Here is a 16,671-nt window from a genome sequence, read left to right as displayed (position 1 = left end):
CTTCCACGGTATAACAATAGTACGGTTTTTCCTTCCGCTGCGCGGTACTTAGCGAGGCCTGACACTGCGAGAGACGCAGTGATAATAAGGTTTGGCATCAATAGATATCTGTTGTTTTCTCGCAGTTGTCATTTAATGTCCTGTATATGGCTCATGACCATAACACTAGCTAGGTAATTTGCGAGGTCGAGCGACCACGAGCAGAGAGCTTCAATCCTTTAACGGAACAGTAGTCTTTTAAATAGAGATGAACTCCAAACTAACAAATGTGGGAGCAGCCTAAACCAATAAAAGGCCACCTTTCAGAAACTATCGAAATGAACCCACTTGCCGCTCTTGAACTTGAATAACTAGTGCGGTTTTGGGCAAACCTGAAAAGTAGCGCGAAGCAAAAATGCCTCAGGTGTAATCACTCCTGTTTTCAGACAAAAAAGAGCCGCACTCTAAACGACACCAGCTCTAGGAAGGTTTTGGACAAAAGTGTTTTAGTGAATGTTCTAAATTAGCATCTCACGGATAATTTCAGGTATTGCAAACCTCCAATCAATTGACCAAATTAACTAAGCCACTACACTAGTGATGTTTTATTCTTGCTCCAAGTGCCTTGTAAACAACCAAGTTTATTGATATGAATAAAACTAACGCGAGTGATCCTCGGTAAGTTTGCTCAGCTCTTCAAAGAAAGCTTTCGCAACGGGAGAAAGCGAATCAAGTGGCTGTTTCATGACGGCATAAAACTGGCTAATTAGAAACCATCTCTCTGGTTGCAATGGAACTAAGGACTGGTCGTAATGACCACGATCAATCAAGTGAGAAGGGAGAAAACTTAAATGGGTGCCTGCCAGGGTGAGAAGAACGCCAGACTCCACATGCCAGCCGTCATAGAGCTTAATCGAGTCATATTGCTCAATGTTGAGTAATTCAAACATTTCGTCCTTTGCATATCCGCCCATATTGATACGACATCCATCAAGGGAGAACTCTAGATCCATGATCTTATCTGCAAGATCGCGGCGCGCATAGAGATAACTTCTCTCATCAAACAATGGGTAGCTGTGCTTAAAGGCGGTTTTTTGATGCCCCCCCAGTACTACGATCATTAAGTCAATTTGGTTTTTTGCGAGCTTTTCGTTAAGTTGAGTGAAGTCACCGACTTCAATACTCACTTCGACGCTATCACTACGCTGATAAAATGACTCGACCGCTTTGGGTAACGGGTTATTAGGGAGTGTCACCGTATTGTCTAAGCAACCAACACGAACGTGGCCCGAGAGTTCAGTTTGCACGCCTCGCAACTTATAAGCGAAGTCAGTAAGAGTGGATTTTAACTGATTTGCATATTTATAGACTTTCTCACCCTCGTGAGTAAGCTTAAACCCCTTTCTTCCGCGTTGGCATAGTGTTAAATCTAAACTATTTTCTAGCGCAATAAGTTGATTACTCAAGACGGGCTGGCTAAGACCTGTACTTGCAACCGCTTGGTTAATGCCTCCTTGCTCAACGATTTCACAAAAAAGCTCTAATCTTCGTAGGTCACGCTTATCTAACTTATTGTTTGAGTTCATCTAAATTAACACATTTGGTTTTTGTTATGTTTGCATTTAATTATATTCATTTATTGATAAGAAATACATCAGTATGATTTATTCAGGCTTATGGAATAACAATGCAAGGGATGCATCATGAATAAAGAAACATACATGGAAGAAGAGACGACAGAGCTAAGCCAAGCTGGTCAGACTCAAAAGAATATCGATGATTTCGAGTTAGAGCCAGTGCCAGAAAAAGCCAGGCGTTCTTGGTGGGTGATTAGCCTCATTTGGTTAGCGATCGGCATCGATATTTCTGGTCTTTTCTTGGGTTCTATCCTCAGCAGCGCTATGGGTTTTGAAGATGCACTCATCGCAACCTTTGTGGGCTCAGGTCTTCTCGCAGTGATTGCGATGCTGTGCGCCAATATCGGCTTTCAATCTGGAGTATCCACATCTTTGATGAGCAGCGCAGTTTTTGGTCGTAATGGCGGTAAGATTCTTGGGTTTATCAACGGTATCTCACTTGTCGGTTGGTTCGCTTTCCAAGCCGACTTCTTTGCATTCATCCTAGTTGATGCTCTAGCAAAATATGAGATTGTGGTTTCTCATCTATCTGCGCTGATTGGCGGCAGTATCTTGATGATGGCGACAGCAATCTATGGTGTCCGTGCTTTGGGTAAGTTGAGTACTTACTCTGTGCCCCTTATGGTCACTCTAATTACTCTTGGCTTATTTATGGCGGCGGATTACCAAGGTAGTGGCGCTCCATCCATTACTGATCCTCTAACGATGGGGCAAGCGATCTCGTTCGTTATGTCTATCTGGATCCTAGCAGCCGTCGCTGCGCCAGACATTGCTCGCTATGCGAAGACACGTAAAGATGCGATTTTGGGTGCGGGTATCGGTTTCTTGGTTGGCAACAGTGCGATCATCCTTGTCGCTCTTATTCTGACAAAAATCACCGGCACCGATGACCTTGTTGAAGTCTTCTTTAGCCTAGGTTTGGGCATGGCTGCCATCATTGTGTTGGTGTTTGCTCAATGGACAACCAACAGTAGCAACCTTACTTCTGGCGGCCTATGTATGTCGATGGTACTACCCAAGGTGCCGCGCCCTATCCTTGTGATTCTAATGACCGTCGCAGGTATCGCCATTGCCCAATTAGGCATGGTGGACAAGTTCACTGAGTTTTTAATGCTACTAAGTGTCACTATCGCACCGGCAGCGGGGGTTTATATCGCTCAATATTATGTTCTTGATTCGAGCAAAATGAATTTTAAGAACATTCAACAAGTGCCGAGTTGGATGCTAAGAGGCTTAGCATCTTGGGTGTTCGGTACCGTATTTAGTGCTTGTACAGCCCCAGAATTCTTCGACTTATTTTCGCTGACGAGCATTTCGGCACTTGATGGCATTATTGCTTCGGCTGTGTTTTATATTGCTCTGATGAAGCTATCAAAGCGCAAAAATCTTTCTAAATGATTGGAAATTAGTAATAAGGAAAGTTGTAGTGATTATTACAGAACAGATGATTGATGACATAGCACTGGGTGCTACCGTACTTGGCACTGGAGGTGGTGGTGACCCTTACAGTGGCGCGCTGATGGCGAAGGTTGCGATTGCAAATGCAAAACAGCCTGTGCAATTAATCGCTTTGGATGAAGTACAAGATGATTGGATGACAGTTCCTTCATCCATGATTGGGGCACCTACCGTTGCGATTGAAAAGCTTAACTCCAAAGACCAAATGCTGGTGGCGTTTGAGGCCATGGAACAGGCGCTTGAAACCGAGATAGCCGCAACATTCCCAATTGAAGTGGGTGGCTTCAACTCACTGATTCCTATCTTGGTGGCGGCACAAAAGAATATCCCTCTCGTTGACTGTGATGCGATGGGGCGCGCCTTCCCTGAGGCGCAGATGGTGACGTTTTTTCTCGACGACTTGCCATCGGCACCCAATACCTTGGCTGATGAACGAGGCAATGTGGTCACGCTCTATCCAGTCAATGGTCTTTGGTCTGAAAAATTTGCTCGCCCAATTACCGAGCAAATGGGCGGTTCAGCAGCAATGTGTGATTACCCAATGAGTGGAAAAAACCTCAAGCGCAGTGCTCTGCCAGCCACTTTGACCCAAGCAATGAAGATTGGTGAAGCGATACGCCAAGCCAATGAGGGTAACCAAAGCGGCACACAAGCGGTATTGGATATAGTGGGTGGTCATATCTTGATTAGTGGCAAGATCGTTGATATTCAGCGTGAAACCGATGGTGGCTTTGCCATGGGGGGAGTGGTGATCGAAAAACTCGTTCAGTTCGAAGACACGGGGGTAGACTCGGTATTTGTCCATTTCCAGAATGAACTTCTACTCGCCCACAAAGGACGTAGCAGGGCAGACATGTCACAAGAGAACTTGCTAGCGTCAACTCCTGACCTTATCTCGATCCTTGACCATGAAACAGGCAATCCCATCACCACAGAACAATTGCGCTATGGTCAGCGCATCGACTTAATTGCTTATCCTTGTGACCCGAAGTGGCGCAGTAAAAAAGGGATTGAAGTCGCAGGGCCAAACTACTTTGGTTATACCGTGGATTATCAGCCTATCGAACAACTGAAGTCGGCGTTAAAAGGAGAGTAATAGAATGGCAAACAACACATTAGATTACTACCGTTTAGGTATTGATGTTGGCGGAACGAATACCGATGGTGTGTTGCTAGATGCTGAACTCAATGTGGTAGCTAAAATCAAAACCGCCACCACACATGATATTTCAACCGGTATCGATAATGCAATTTCAAAGCTTTTACAGGTGACGAACATTGATGGATCGCAAGTTCAACATGCCATGCTTGGGACGACGCAATGTACCAATGCTATCGTTGAGAAAAAAGGACTCGACAGCGTGGGTATGATCCGCCTTTCTTTACCTAGCGGTGATAGCGTTCCACCATTGTGTGGCTGGAGCCAATCATGGCAGACACTGCTTGGTGAGCACTTTTATCAAGCGCACGGTGGATATGAATACGATGGTCAACTCATCGCAGAGTTGCAAGAACAAGAGATCCGCGAGATATGCCATAAGATGAAAGGTCGAGTAGACTCGATTGCGATCTGTGGTGTGTTCTCGCCGGTGAATGGTGATCAAGAACTGAGCGTTGCTGAGTGGGTCGCTGAAGAACTTCCAGGTGTAAACATCTCACTGTCTCATAAGATTGGGAGCTTAGGGTTACTTGAGCGCGAGAACGCAACGATTTTGAATGCGGCACTTCAAGGCACAGCCAAGCGCTTTGTCGATGGTTTTTGCCGTGCCTTAGTGAATCACAATATTAATACGACGCCTTACTTTGGTCAGAACGATGGCACACTCATGTCACAGCAGTTTGCGTTAATGTACCCAATCTTGACGGTCGCTTGTGGCCCTACGAACTCTATTCGTGGCGCAAGTCATCTTACTAAACTCAAAGATGCGATTGTGGTCGATGTAGGTGGAACAACATCCGATATCGGTGTGCTTACTCACGGATATCCTCGCGAGTCGAGTTTAGCTGTCGAAATTGGAGAAGTGCGTACTAACTTCCGGATGCCCGATATTTTGGCTCTTGCTATCGGTGGTGGCACCAAGATTGCCCTTGAGCGAGAACGTATCGTACTAGGGCCTGATAGCGTAGGTCATACACTGACTTCAACGGCTCGCAGTTTTGGTGGCGATGAGCTTACGTTAACAGATGTTGCTTTAAAGACAGGCAACATGCAGTGGCAATCCGACCATCTTTTGACGGACAATATCGGTATCACTCTGCAGCAAGCACAGGCTATTTATCAACAAATGGTGCTTGATGTGGAAGAAGGTATCGATAAGATGAAAACTTCTGCTGCCAGTGTCCCTGTGATCATGGTCGGGGGCGGCAGTGCGCTTTTCCCCGATAACTTCGAAGGAGTGAGCCAAGTTGTTCGTCCAGAACATTTTGAAGTTGCTAATGCTATTGGGGTTGCTCTTGGGGAAATTTCTGGGCAATTAGATAAAATAGTCCCGATTGAATCCACATCACGTGAAAAGGTGCTGTCAACATTAGAAGAGCAGGCAAAACAGTTCGCGATTGCAGCGGGTGCGTGCAGAGAAAATGTTTCCATTATCGAGCGCAGTGAAATCCCACTGAGCTATCTGCAGGGCAATATGGTTCACGTGAAAATCAAAGCTGCCGGACATATTAAGATGGATTAGTCTGGACTCAATTTATCGCTTCCAAAACAACGCTGCTACCTGCTCATACAGGTAGCAGTGTATAGAAGTAATGAGCCTCATATAGAGAGTGTTCAAAGTCAAAATCTAGCGTTGTGAGCCTCTCAATTAACTTCTCCAAAGAGGCATAATCCTGACTGATGATATGTTGATCGGCTTCTTTACTGAAATCGTTAAGTTCATTTCTCGTCATTAACAAAATGGCACCTCAAATACCTATGTGACTTAAATAGCGCCTTCCTAGTAGGTGCTTAACTGCATATTAAGTTGATTAGGATAATCTGGTCAAATGACACGTATCAGAACTCATACGAGCAATAGTTCTAGCACGGAAAGGGGCAGAAGTAAGTTGAGTTTTAGTGAGCAGAGGCATTTCATTGAGGTGATTAGAAACAGCCTTCAACGCAGCTACTAGAAAAGTAAAAGGCTTGATTAAGTGGCATTGCTCTTTGGCCTTTCTGTATATGGAAGCGCCTCGCTGGCTTGATTTTAGAAATACCAAGCCACCAAGGTATGATTCTGTATTATTCGTTCTGAGTAACTTTGACCATCGTTTCACCATTTATGAGGTCAATGTTCTCACCAAAGTAAGAAGCAATGTCATCAGGCTTGATTTTATCAAGCTTGCTTCCTGAATATTTGAAGGTGCCTTCATCACATACGTTATCTGGAGTACCACACAGTATCTTCACCTTGTAATCAGGATGATTTGACTCAAGTATTCTGAAACCAACGCCTCCATCAGGTGCAGAAATCCATAACATTTCACCAAGCATTTGGTGTTGCGTTGGTGCTGTTTTCTCGAACTTGAAGAAGGTGAAGAAAAGAACTAGAAGTGCTAATACAGTTGCTGCTCCTAAGATTAACAACCACTTTAATATTTTTCTCATATTACTCCGATACGACTAACGTATTCGTTGAGAAGTCGTAGTCTAAATCGACTTCAGAAAGTTGAAATTGTTCAATGTAAGCGCTTGGAATTACGACAGGTGGACGCCAGCTTGGATCCAACTCTAGATGCTCGGCGAGATCTATTACAAATGTCATACAGTTATGACTATCTAGATCATAAGGGAGTTTGTTAGGACTGCTATTACTGCTCATTTTATTTTTAAGCCAGCTATCTCCCTTTGCAAAAAAGCTTCCCCTTAAGACCACACCAGAAATTCTGCCGCTTTGTCCTGAGCTTTTTGAGATTGATTTCAATGTTTCTTTCAGAGAGCTTTCGGTAATCAATCCGTTGATCAGTTTCACATTTGGAATTGATACCTTTCTGACATTTCCTGGAATATCGGAAGCTCTGTTCGGGTAACGACCATATTCATAATACCTCGTCACTCCGGTCTCTCCGTTAATTAATATAACCCCAGCATGCCCGAGGTACGGTGCTTTCACTTTAGGGGTCGTAATATCAAACCCAAACAAATCAAATGTCTGTTCGCTTGCAACAAGAATTTCGTAATCAGGAAATACTATGGGTATCAGGAAATCTTCTGTGCCATCACTGAATACACAAATTAACTCCATTTCGGAACATACTGAGCCCGAGGATTCCTTAACCAAAAGATTGATATCGTATAGTTCTTCAGCAGCCGCAATAATTTTTTTTGCTGAAGCAGTTGAAGGGGCGTCCCCAATATTGACTATCGTGTGGCTCTAAAGGATCTCCAACTCTAGCTGCTGGAGAACCATCAAAATTGACTGTAGGAGATCCTGCGATTACACGTGTTGGAGGAAAGCCATCATGCTCAGTTCCTTGATCCCCCACTTTAACTGCTTTAGCCATTTCACAAGCCCACCACGATATTTATAGTAGATAAGACGTTAATTTCATATTTCTTATTATGCAATGAGGTTCTTTAAGAATATGAATAAAGATCAATAGATATCATGTGAGTCAGAAATATGATTCAAGTATATGCTATCAATAATCAAAACGGCGATCGTTAGTAGTCCAGTTAACAGCAGTTTAATTCTATCAATCATCGGCTTAGAATCTCCGGAAAATTATTTACCCATCATCGATCCAACCGCCGTGTAACCCCAAATTATTAGCCGCTTGCTTTAGTTAGCTAATATCGCATCGGCCCCTTCGTAGTTAAGACCCCGTAACACGTTTCCGGACAAAATGTTACGCAATTTAATAATTTAGTGAGAAATGGATTAGTTTAAGCAAGTTAAATGAGATTAGACTCAAATTGGACACAAAGCACTTAGGGCTGCCAAATACTCAATATTGTTTGCAGTTGCCATTTATTTAGTAGTGTCAACTCTTAAAGCTAGCCCTAGTTGCAAGCCACGTGAAGGGTCAAAGTATATGCAAATTAATTGAATGCTCGGGCTATCCTCCCATGCCCTTGATAATCGTATTTCACTGAGTTGCTGCTAACGAATACTGATTCACCAGCTCTCAAGACAAGGTGATTATTTTGACTTGAAATTGCCACTTCACCTTCAATACAAAACAGTATTTCTGCGCTACGGACAAACTGTACTTGGCTGCTATGTTCGACTGTCATTACATCAAAGCAAAAGTCATCAACTGGGATGGGATAGCTCACTTTATTACCCTCTTTATATATTGGTTTTAGCCGAATCTCCGCTGGATTAATCGGTTCGAATGAGGTGTTCTCTATCAACTCAATTACATCAATGTGTTTTGGTGTTAGCCCTGCGCGCAATACATTGTCCGAATTTGCCATGATCTCAAGGCCAGTGCCCTGCACGTAAGCGTGTGGGGTTTCTGCATAGAGGAACATTGCCTCACCTGGAGCCAGTTCAACGGTGTTTAGTATCAGTGGTGAAAATAGACCGATATCTCCCGGATAGTGCTGTTTGAATTCAGCACTGTATTGCAACGCTTCTCGTCCCATCATGGTTTTAGCGGGGCGATTATGGGCGGCTTCCAACTCTGCCAGAGCCACCTCTTTGTGTTTGCCTTCAAGTGACATGATAGTAGTGAAGAATGCCTTTAGTGCGGCGTTATCTGCCTGCTTTTCAAGCTCTGCGACCTCAGCGGCCAAGCTTAGGATATTGGCTTCTTTGAACAGGGCAACTATATCGGCGATCGGACGAAAGCCATTCATCGCTTTGTAGAAAGTTAGCGCATAAACCAACTCAGGCTTATGATTAGGATCTTTGTAGTTTCGGTGAGCAGCATCTAACGGAATCCCTTGTTGGTTTTCTCGCTCAAACCCTTGCTGCGCTTTATGTTTACTTGGGTGAACCTGAATAGAGAGTGGCGTCTCTGCGGCAAGGACTTTGAATAAGAAAGGCAACTCCCCAAAACGTGCGGCGGTGTAACCACCAAGGATATCTTGTTTGTTGTGCTCAATTACCTCAGCAAGAGGCTCTCCGGTATCATCGAGCTTAGAGCTGCCATTTGGGTGAGCACCCATCCAGATCTCTGCCTGCGGCTTGTGCTCTGGATTATTGATACCAAATAGGTTGTGAATGGAGTCTTTACTACCCCATGCATAGTTTTGGATGACGTTATCAAGCTTAAATAGAGACATACTACTTCTCTCCAAATATCTGTGCGCCGACTTTCAAGGTGGCGGCAATATTGCGTGCAGTGCGAGTCAGATTATCGCCCGCCTCTGTCAGAACTTGTTCTAGGGGTTGTGGTGAACGAACCGTGCCAAAGGTGCTATCGACAGCGTTGTAGAGTTCATCAATCTCTTTACCCAATGAGCCTGCAATTCCAATCACGGGAATACCTTGTAGCGTGGCTCGTTTTGCAATACCAAACGGGGTCTTGCCTTGCAGGGTTTGGTTATCCATCTGACCCTCGCCAGTGATAACGAGATCCGAGCCTTGCAACACTTGGTCTGCGTTTAAGGTGTCTAAAACCATCTCAATACCTTGCTTGATTTGAATATCAAATAGCAGTGATAAACCAAGAGATGCGCCACCAGCGGCGCCAAAGCCGGGTGTCGTTCGGTTGTCTTTTCCAGTGAGACGGCTGCTGATCTCTGCAAAATGATTTAGTGCGTCATCAAGCTGAACAATCAGTTTCGAAGAAGCCCCTTTTTGAGCACCGAAGATATAGCTAGCGCCGTTTTCACCAACTAGTGGATTGTTGACATCACAAGCAATCACAAACTCGACCTGTTGGCATCGAGGATAGATATTGCTCAAGTCGATGCGAGAAAGATGAGAAAGAGCGGCTCCACCCAAGGCAATCTCATTGCCTTGCTCGTCCAACAACTTTCCACCCAATGCTTGGACGATACCTGCCCCACCGTCATTGGTGGCACTTCCGCCAAGACCAAGCAGGATTTTATTTACACCTTTCTCAAGTGCCTCTTTGATCAACTCACCAGTACCATAGGTAGTTGCAAGGGCAGGATCGCGATCTTGTGGCGAAACTAGGTCTAATCCCGATGCCGCCGCTATCTCTATCAATGCCGTATTACCGTCATCAAGCAGTGCCCAATGTGCGTCGACGGTCTCACCCAGTGGGTTCATCACTTGGGTAGTTTGCATAATGCCATCTAACCCTTGCATCAATACATCCACCGTCCCCTCACCACCGTCAGCCAGCGGTAGATGCACATACTCCGCTTCTGGGAATACTTGTACAAAACCTGCTTCAATGCGTTGGCATACCTGCTTGGCACTAAGGGACTCTTTAAATGAATCGGGGGCAATTACAATCTTCATCTCAGTTCACCAACTCCGCCCAGTTGGAATCAGAGCGGAGGTTTCTACGTTTAAAAACTAGGATTAAAACTTCACTCGGAATGATTTAGCCTGACACGCTTTAAGGGCACCAAAGCTCTGGCTAGCGACTTCGGTATCACGTACTCGCTCATCCATGCTGGTCTCTAGCCATGAAGCCACTGGTTGAGTGAAGGCAACACCATCTTCAATCTGTCCAGATTCAGCAGGGTTGTAGACGCGTAGAATTAAGGCATCTTCATCTTCTGCTTTCTTTAAGACGCTTAGGACGGCACCTTTCTGCTCTTTAGCTAAGAGCGAGTAAGTCAAAGGTTTGTCTTGTACACCAACGTTTAGCTTCATTGCGTTGTATGGGATCTTGTTGTAACACTCGATTGGCGTTACATAGTCTCGTGCTTGAGCCATTACATTTGCGTCGATATGGTTACCAGCAAAACCAAGTAAGCTGAACTCACACACTAACTTGCCACGCGTTTGCGAATCTGGAGTCGGGATCTTGATCCCTGAAGGACGTCCCGGACGCAGCAACAGCTCTTCTTTACCCAGTACGCCAACACCACGTAGCAAAGTTAGGGCGAAAGTGTCACGATCTTGATTGCTTTGGCTCGAAACCACTTCAAACTCACGCAGGCCATTAGTCATGAGCGCCAAACCACCAGTTTGATTCTCAACAGCAGCAAAGTTCATCAGTTGGTACACTGGCACAGGCGCTTCTTTCCAACCTTCTTGCTCCCATACTTGCATCGCAGGGTCGTTAGTTGGACGTGTGATTAGGCCAAACTGGTTATCTGCCACCACATTTTCAGATACAAATGGCGTTGGGATTAGCACCCGCACACGGTGATCATCAGCTTGGTTATCTAGCTCCAGACGAACTTCAATACGGCGTGAACCTGCTTTCAGTACGACTTGGCAATCGACATCAACAAAACCATTTTGACCCGTGCGCTCTTCGCGTTCTTGCAGATTAGCTGGCACATCCATTCGCAGTTTGATACTAGCAACCGATTGGAAGCCTTCATGTTTAATATCGGTTTCTACCTTGAACTCATCTGAGTAAAGCAACCACTCTTTGCGAGATGGCGAGTAGTCGTACTCATCACCATCGTCTGAACCATCTTCAATTTTTAGCACTTGGTCGTACGTCATCTCGGTTTCTTTGTCCAAGATGGTTAGAGTGCCGTTGTCATTGACCTTGATGCTGTAGTACTCATTCTCAAGCAGGTAATCTTTTTGCTCAGCAATTTTTTGAGTGCCTTTCTCATTGCCTTGGATATGCAAAGTGGTAAAGCCCATCGCAGGTACAGATTGTTTAATCTGAATATCGTACTCAACAAACGGGTCATAGTTACCGTAGTGAACGATCTGACGGTCAATTTTGCCTGGGTCGATCACTCGTTGATCTTGGATGAAGAACTCTACTGGGTTGCCATTATCATCGAAGATGTTGAACTGCTCTGCACGGATAGTGATGGTGGTGTTGATCACCTCTTCACGTTCGTATGGCGATAGGTTAAAGAAAGCTAGCTTGTCGCAGCCTTCACGAGCTGGCATATGGTCAACGATTTTGCGCTTGTAGAAGGTAATCAGGTTGCTCGCCATATCGTCGGCTAGGATGTAACGGTTAAGAATCTCAGCGTGCACCTTATCTGAACAGCAACAACCGATAGAGTCGTGGGCATGGTTCTTCATGCTCTCTTTCCACATTTTCTCAATCAGACCGTGGTGATATTCAAAACCTAGCGACCAAGCGATAGAAGCGAGCGGTTCTAGGATGTTGACAATCTTGTTCTCTACCTGAGCGTGAATCAGTTTGATATCCATGCGAGTTGACGAGATAGTGCGATGAACACGCATGTATTTGCCGTCATTAAACTCGCCTTTTACTGTGTCTAGTTGATCGCGTTCTTGGTTGATGCGATCAAAAACCTCTTCAAAGCGGCTCATCACAAACTCACGTTCCGGATAAACCTCACGTAGCTTGTCCATCACCTCGAAGATGTCTTGTTGGATTGGCATCTGATCGTGACCATTCGGCAGCAGGATATCTTTGGTCACTGACGGCTTTTCTAACACAGGGAAGTATTTGTCTAGGCGAGCACGCAGCCCTTCTTCGTCTTGAGGTAGGTACTTCCCAATCGCATAACCAAGAGGCAGTACTTGTGCCGCAACTTCTGAACCATCATTAGATTGCCATAAGAACTCAGTTTTGTTGGTACCATGACGCTCAGAGCAACCGCGCCAGAACATCGCAGTATCGATATCAAAACCGTTGTAGATCATTGGCAATTGTGAGCTCATCGAGAATGAATCTGGCAGGTAGCCAATCTTCATTGGCTCGCCCAACTCTAGACAATCGCGTAGGCCGTACAACATATTACGGACGATTGACTCGCCACCAACCTGCATAGTGTCTGTTTGAGAGTACCAAGGACCAACAATCAGTTTGCCCGCCTGAACTAGGTCGCGTACACGCTCTTTGTTTTCAGGCTTGATAGCAAAGTAGTCTTCAAGGACCGCTGTCTGACCATCGAGTACATAGTATTTATAATCTGGATCGCTCTCCAGACGTTGCATGATCTCTTCCATGTTGTTCACCAAAAGAATACGAGACTCTTCAGTGGTGAAATACCATTCACGATCCCAGTGCATGTGTGGGGTAATATGAACGCGTGATTTAGTCATTGTTTTGTACCTGTAAAGACTGTGCTATGCGACTTAAATGAGTAATGGCTTTTGCGTAAACGCTGAGCTATCCAAATAATTTTGAAGCAATAGAGCCAAACAACCCTTTCTTCTCTTCAACTACTGGTGCTGGTTCTTCTGCTACCTCTTCAACTTGCTCTTCCTCATCGCTAAGAAGTGCAAAAATTTCTTCTACAGTCGTCGCGCTAAGTACCGCTTCACGAACTTCATCATCAATCAAAGTACTTGTAAGCTCGGTCAGTAATTGCATGTGTGTAGAACCCGCTTCAGCATTAGGAATAGCAATCAAGAAAATCAGATTGACATCCTCTTCTTCATCAATTCCCTGCCATTTCAAATCTTGTTTTAGGGTTGCGACAGCAAATGCCGCTTCTTTCACTGCGTCGGTTTTGCCATGTGGAACGGCAAGGCCTTCACCTAGCGCCGTTGCACCATGTTCTTCACGGGCAAACACCGCTTTTAAGTATTCTTCTTTGTCGTGCAGCTTGCCCTGTTGGTCGAGCTGTTCAGCGAGTGCCTTAATTGCAGCATCACGACTCTCGAACGTCGTTTGTAGATTGATCAGTGATGGATTTGTAAGCGTTGTAAGGTTCATAGTTTTAGCCCCGTATTCACGTTCTGTTGGGTTATTCGTTTATACACCAATAATACCAATCAAATACAAATAAACCGTGATACAGATCTCACAAACACCACAATATGTATTAAATTGGATTTAAAATGACATATTTGTATTTTTTAATTTATTAAACAGGGTGGAATTAGTATTATCTAAGTCTAAAGTCACACACTAAGACCTGTTAGAGCGGTTATGCAGGTTAATAAGCAAGAGGCTATCTAGGATATGACGACAAGATTACCCATGTACCGACAAATCGCTCATGCCATTCGAGATAAGATTAGCACCGGTATTTACAAGGTTGGTGAGACACTGCCTACAGAGGCACAACTACGTGAAGAGTTTTCTGTCAGCCGAGTCACTATACGCCAAGCGCTTAAGCTTCTAATCGAACAAGAAGAGCTAGAAAGTATTCAAGGTAGTGGTACCTATGTAAAAGAGAGCAAAATCAACTACAACATTTACCAACAGAGCAGTTTTGCTGAGAAGTGGGCTCATTTGCAGGGAGTAACGCACAGCGATGTCTTAGCCTTTGAGGTACAAGCTGCCTCGCTAACGATGGCAGAACACTTGGAAATCAACGAAGGAGAGCGCGTTTTCTACATCAAGAGGGTGCGTTTCCTAGACGAAACCGCCATTACGGTTGAAGAGACTTGGATGCCAACAGCGATATTCCCAGACCTCAGCTACCAAGTGATGCAGGGGTCGAAATATGACTACATCGAAAAACAGAAGAAGATGGTTATAGATAGAAGTGAGCAAGAAATCATGCCTGTTCTTCCACCAAGTGACGTGGCTGCATTGCTTGGCATCAATCCCACAGAACCCGTTATAGAAAAGCGCACACGCGGATACCTAGAAAATGACACCATCTTCGAGTACAGCCGAAACTATTTCACGACCAACAACTATAAGTTTACCCTCACCTCTAAGCGCCAAAGGGCGAAGACAAGCTATTCTATTTAAATAAGGGTTTTATTACTCAATGTCATCGTGTATCTATTTCATATTATATTTCAATACTATAGCGTCAAAATAAATTTTTGTATTACCTTTTAACCAAGAGAAACAAAAACAAATTAAATACAAATAATACAAATTATGAGAATTATCACAGATGATTAAAACAAATTAGGTAAAAATATAATCATTGAGTGACCTATTTGTCGCTCAAATGACGAGAGACGACGCAAAGGAACATCAGATGAAAATCTTAGCGATTACAGCATGTACGGCCGGTGTAGCGCACACCTACATGGCGGCTAAAAATTTAGAAAAGAAAGCAGCCGCGCGCGGCTGGGAAATAAAGGTCGAGAAACAAGGTGCGAATGGCCTAGATGGAAAACTAACCGCGCAAGATGTCGCGGAAGCCGATGGCATTATCTACGCTGTTGACGTAGGCGTAATTGAAGCTGAGCGTTTCGAGGGCCTAACGTCTGTGCAAGGTAAGGTTAAGGATGGCATCAAAGCAGCTGACGAAATGCTTGATGCACTCGAAGAGAAGGTCAAAGCGGGTGGCTCAAAAGCGAAAGCAACCACGACGACCAATAAGTTTGCCGAGAAGGAAGAGAGCAACGACAATATGATCGTTAGCTTCTTGAAACTTTGGTACAAGGGCGCTCTTTCAGGCGTATCTCACATCATTCCTCTTGTTATAATCGGTGGTCTTTGTGTAGGTCTTCTAAATCTATTCTTCGGCTACGATTACACCCACCTTTATGATGAAGCGATACTGGTTGAATACACGGGCAAAACATACGCAGACCTTGGCATTATTAACGCTGCTGAAGGGCTAGCAAACAGTGAAATCGATGCAATTAAGCAAGAAGTTTATGCAGCCATTGCACAGCCAGAAGCCAAAGCGCAGTTTGAGGCTTCGTTCCAAGGTATTATTCATTTCCTATACTACAGCACGTTAAAAGCCTTTAACCCTCTGTTAATCTGTGTGCTTGCGGCATTTACGGCTTACGGTATGGTAGGTAAACCCGGTTTAGCCCCTGGTTTCGTCGGTGGTTTCGTCGCCGTTGGTGGCGGGTTCGGTAAGATCTCGGTCATGACTGGCGGCTTCCTAGGTGGTTTAGTAGCCGGTGCAGCAGCAGCCTTATTTGTTATGCTTGTCCGCCAGATCAAAGTACCAAAAGTACTAGAATCAGTGAAGATGATTATCATCACACCTCTACTAGCCGGTATCGCCACACTGATCTTTATGTATGCAGGCCCTGGTAAGTTCTTCGCGATGCTTAACAGTGGTTTGGTCGATTGGCTAACGTCAATGGGTACGAATAACCTACTTATTCTTGGTTTCATCCTCGGTGCTATGGCTTGTTTCGATATGGGCGGCCCTGTAAACAAAGCCGCGTACCTATTCTGTATCGGTGTCGGTACTAGTGGAGACTTCGCTGGTGATGCATCAATCTTCTACGCAGCCTTTACTGCTGCGAAATGTATCCCAGGTATGTCACTAGGTATTATGTCTGTGGTATTCAAACGTTTCTTCGACGAAGAAGATCGCTTGGCAGGCCCTTCAACCGCTATCTTAGGTTTCTGTGGTATCACTGAAGGCGCTATTCCTTACGCTGTAAAAGATCCAATGCGTATCATACCAGCACATATGATTGGTGGTGGCGTAGCGGCTGCGTTAATTCTATCTTCTAAGATTACGATTGGTACCGTAGCTGGCGGCGCAGTATTCATGCTACCTGTTATCGGTAACCCTGTCGCTTGGCTGACTTACTTCGTCATAGGTATTGCAGTGTCAATGGTCCTAACCATCGCATTAAAAGGAATAGGAAACCAAAAAGAAAAGAAGTTAGCTGAAGCGAAAGTTTAGTTACCCTCAACTAAATATGCTCCAAAACTCCAAGTCGATCCCCCCTCGCTTGGAGTTTTT

The 16,671-nt window shown here is 44.7% G+C and carries 12 protein-coding genes and 1 pseudogene; 5 read left to right on the top strand and 8 right to left on the bottom strand.

Annotated elements, in window-relative coordinates; genetic code table 11:
• Positions 1–638 precede the first annotated feature (638 nt).
• Complete coding sequence (locus ACQEXR_RS07750; RefSeq protein ID WP_426950116.1) at positions 639–1,565, bottom strand: LysR family transcriptional regulator; 927 nt, start codon at positions 1,563–1,565, stop codon at positions 639–641.
• A gap of 135 nt (positions 1,566–1,700) precedes the next feature.
• On the opposite strand from ACQEXR_RS07750, the gene ACQEXR_RS07745 reads away from it, so the two are divergent.
• Genes ACQEXR_RS07745 through ACQEXR_RS07735 form a run of 3 tightly spaced genes read left to right on the top strand, consistent with a single transcriptional unit; the run spans position 1,701 to position 5,755 of the window.
• Positions 1,701–3,014 (top strand): purine-cytosine permease family protein, encoded by a 1,314-nt coding sequence (locus ACQEXR_RS07745; protein WP_427020080.1) that lies wholly within the window; start codon positions 1,701–1,703, stop codon positions 3,012–3,014.
• A gap of 28 nt (positions 3,015–3,042) precedes the next feature.
• A complete protein-coding gene (locus ACQEXR_RS07740) occupies positions 3,043–4,170 on the top strand; it encodes a DUF917 domain-containing protein (protein ID WP_426950114.1) in 1,128 nt (375 codons plus the stop codon).
• A gap of 4 nt (positions 4,171–4,174) precedes the next feature.
• Positions 4,175–5,755 (top strand): hydantoinase/oxoprolinase N-terminal domain-containing protein, encoded by a 1,581-nt coding sequence (locus ACQEXR_RS07735; RefSeq protein WP_426950113.1) that lies wholly within the window; start codon positions 4,175–4,177, stop codon positions 5,753–5,755.
• Between the two features lie 43 nt (positions 5,756–5,798).
• Here the strand turns inward: ACQEXR_RS07735 and ACQEXR_RS07730 are convergent, their stop codons facing one another.
• From ACQEXR_RS07730 to ACQEXR_RS07700, 7 genes and pseudogenes are all read right to left on the bottom strand, one after another.
• Complete coding sequence (locus ACQEXR_RS07730) at positions 5,799–5,966, bottom strand: hypothetical protein (protein WP_427020064.1); 168 nt, start codon at positions 5,964–5,966, stop codon at positions 5,799–5,801.
• Between the two features lie 331 nt (positions 5,967–6,297).
• Positions 6,298–6,663: a hypothetical protein gene (locus ACQEXR_RS07725; protein WP_427020063.1), complete on the bottom strand. Its 366-nt coding sequence runs from the start codon at positions 6,661–6,663 to the stop codon at positions 6,298–6,300.
• A 1-nt stretch (position 6,664) separates the two neighbouring features.
• Positions 6,665–7,300 carry a hypothetical protein gene (locus ACQEXR_RS07720; protein ID WP_427020062.1) on the bottom strand — a complete coding sequence of 212 codons (636 nt, stop codon included), beginning with the start codon at positions 7,298–7,300 and terminating at the stop codon, positions 6,665–6,667.
• Between the two features lie 797 nt (positions 7,301–8,097).
• Positions 8,098–9,288 carry a mannose-6-phosphate isomerase, class I gene (gene manA, locus ACQEXR_RS07715; RefSeq protein ID WP_427020061.1) on the bottom strand — a complete coding sequence of 397 codons (1,191 nt, stop codon included), beginning with the start codon at positions 9,286–9,288 and terminating at the stop codon, positions 8,098–8,100.
• A gap of 1 nt (position 9,289) precedes the next feature.
• Entirely contained in the window at positions 9,290–10,438 is a 1,149-nt protein-coding gene (locus ACQEXR_RS07710) for a glycerate kinase (RefSeq protein WP_426950106.1), read from the bottom strand.
• Between the two features lie 63 nt (positions 10,439–10,501).
• Complete coding sequence (gene mngB / locus ACQEXR_RS07705) at positions 10,502–13,141, bottom strand: mannosylglycerate hydrolase (protein ID WP_427020060.1); 2,640 nt, start codon at positions 13,139–13,141, stop codon at positions 10,502–10,504.
• Between the two features lie 145 nt (positions 13,142–13,286).
• Positions 13,287–13,757: pseudogene (locus ACQEXR_RS07700) on the bottom strand (fructose PTS transporter subunit IIA); the annotation flags it as partial.
• Positions 13,758–14,006: 249 nt separating this feature from the next.
• On the opposite strand from ACQEXR_RS07700, the gene ACQEXR_RS07695 reads away from it, so the two are divergent.
• Positions 14,007–14,747 (top strand): GntR family transcriptional regulator, encoded by a 741-nt coding sequence (locus tag ACQEXR_RS07695; RefSeq protein WP_240800877.1) that lies wholly within the window; start codon positions 14,007–14,009, stop codon positions 14,745–14,747.
• Positions 14,748–14,985: 238 nt separating this feature from the next.
• Positions 14,986–16,611: a PTS fructose transporter subunit IIC gene (locus ACQEXR_RS07690; protein ID WP_427020059.1), complete on the top strand. Its 1,626-nt coding sequence runs from the start codon at positions 14,986–14,988 to the stop codon at positions 16,609–16,611.
• Positions 16,612–16,671: the final 60 nt, after the last annotated feature.

The organism is Vibrio sp. TRT 2004, from assembly GCF_050113735.1.
Taxonomy (GTDB): domain Bacteria; phylum Pseudomonadota; class Gammaproteobacteria; order Enterobacterales; family Vibrionaceae; genus Vibrio.
The sequence above is the reverse complement of the archived record's forward strand: the minus strand, read 5'-3'. Positions and strand labels throughout refer to the sequence as shown.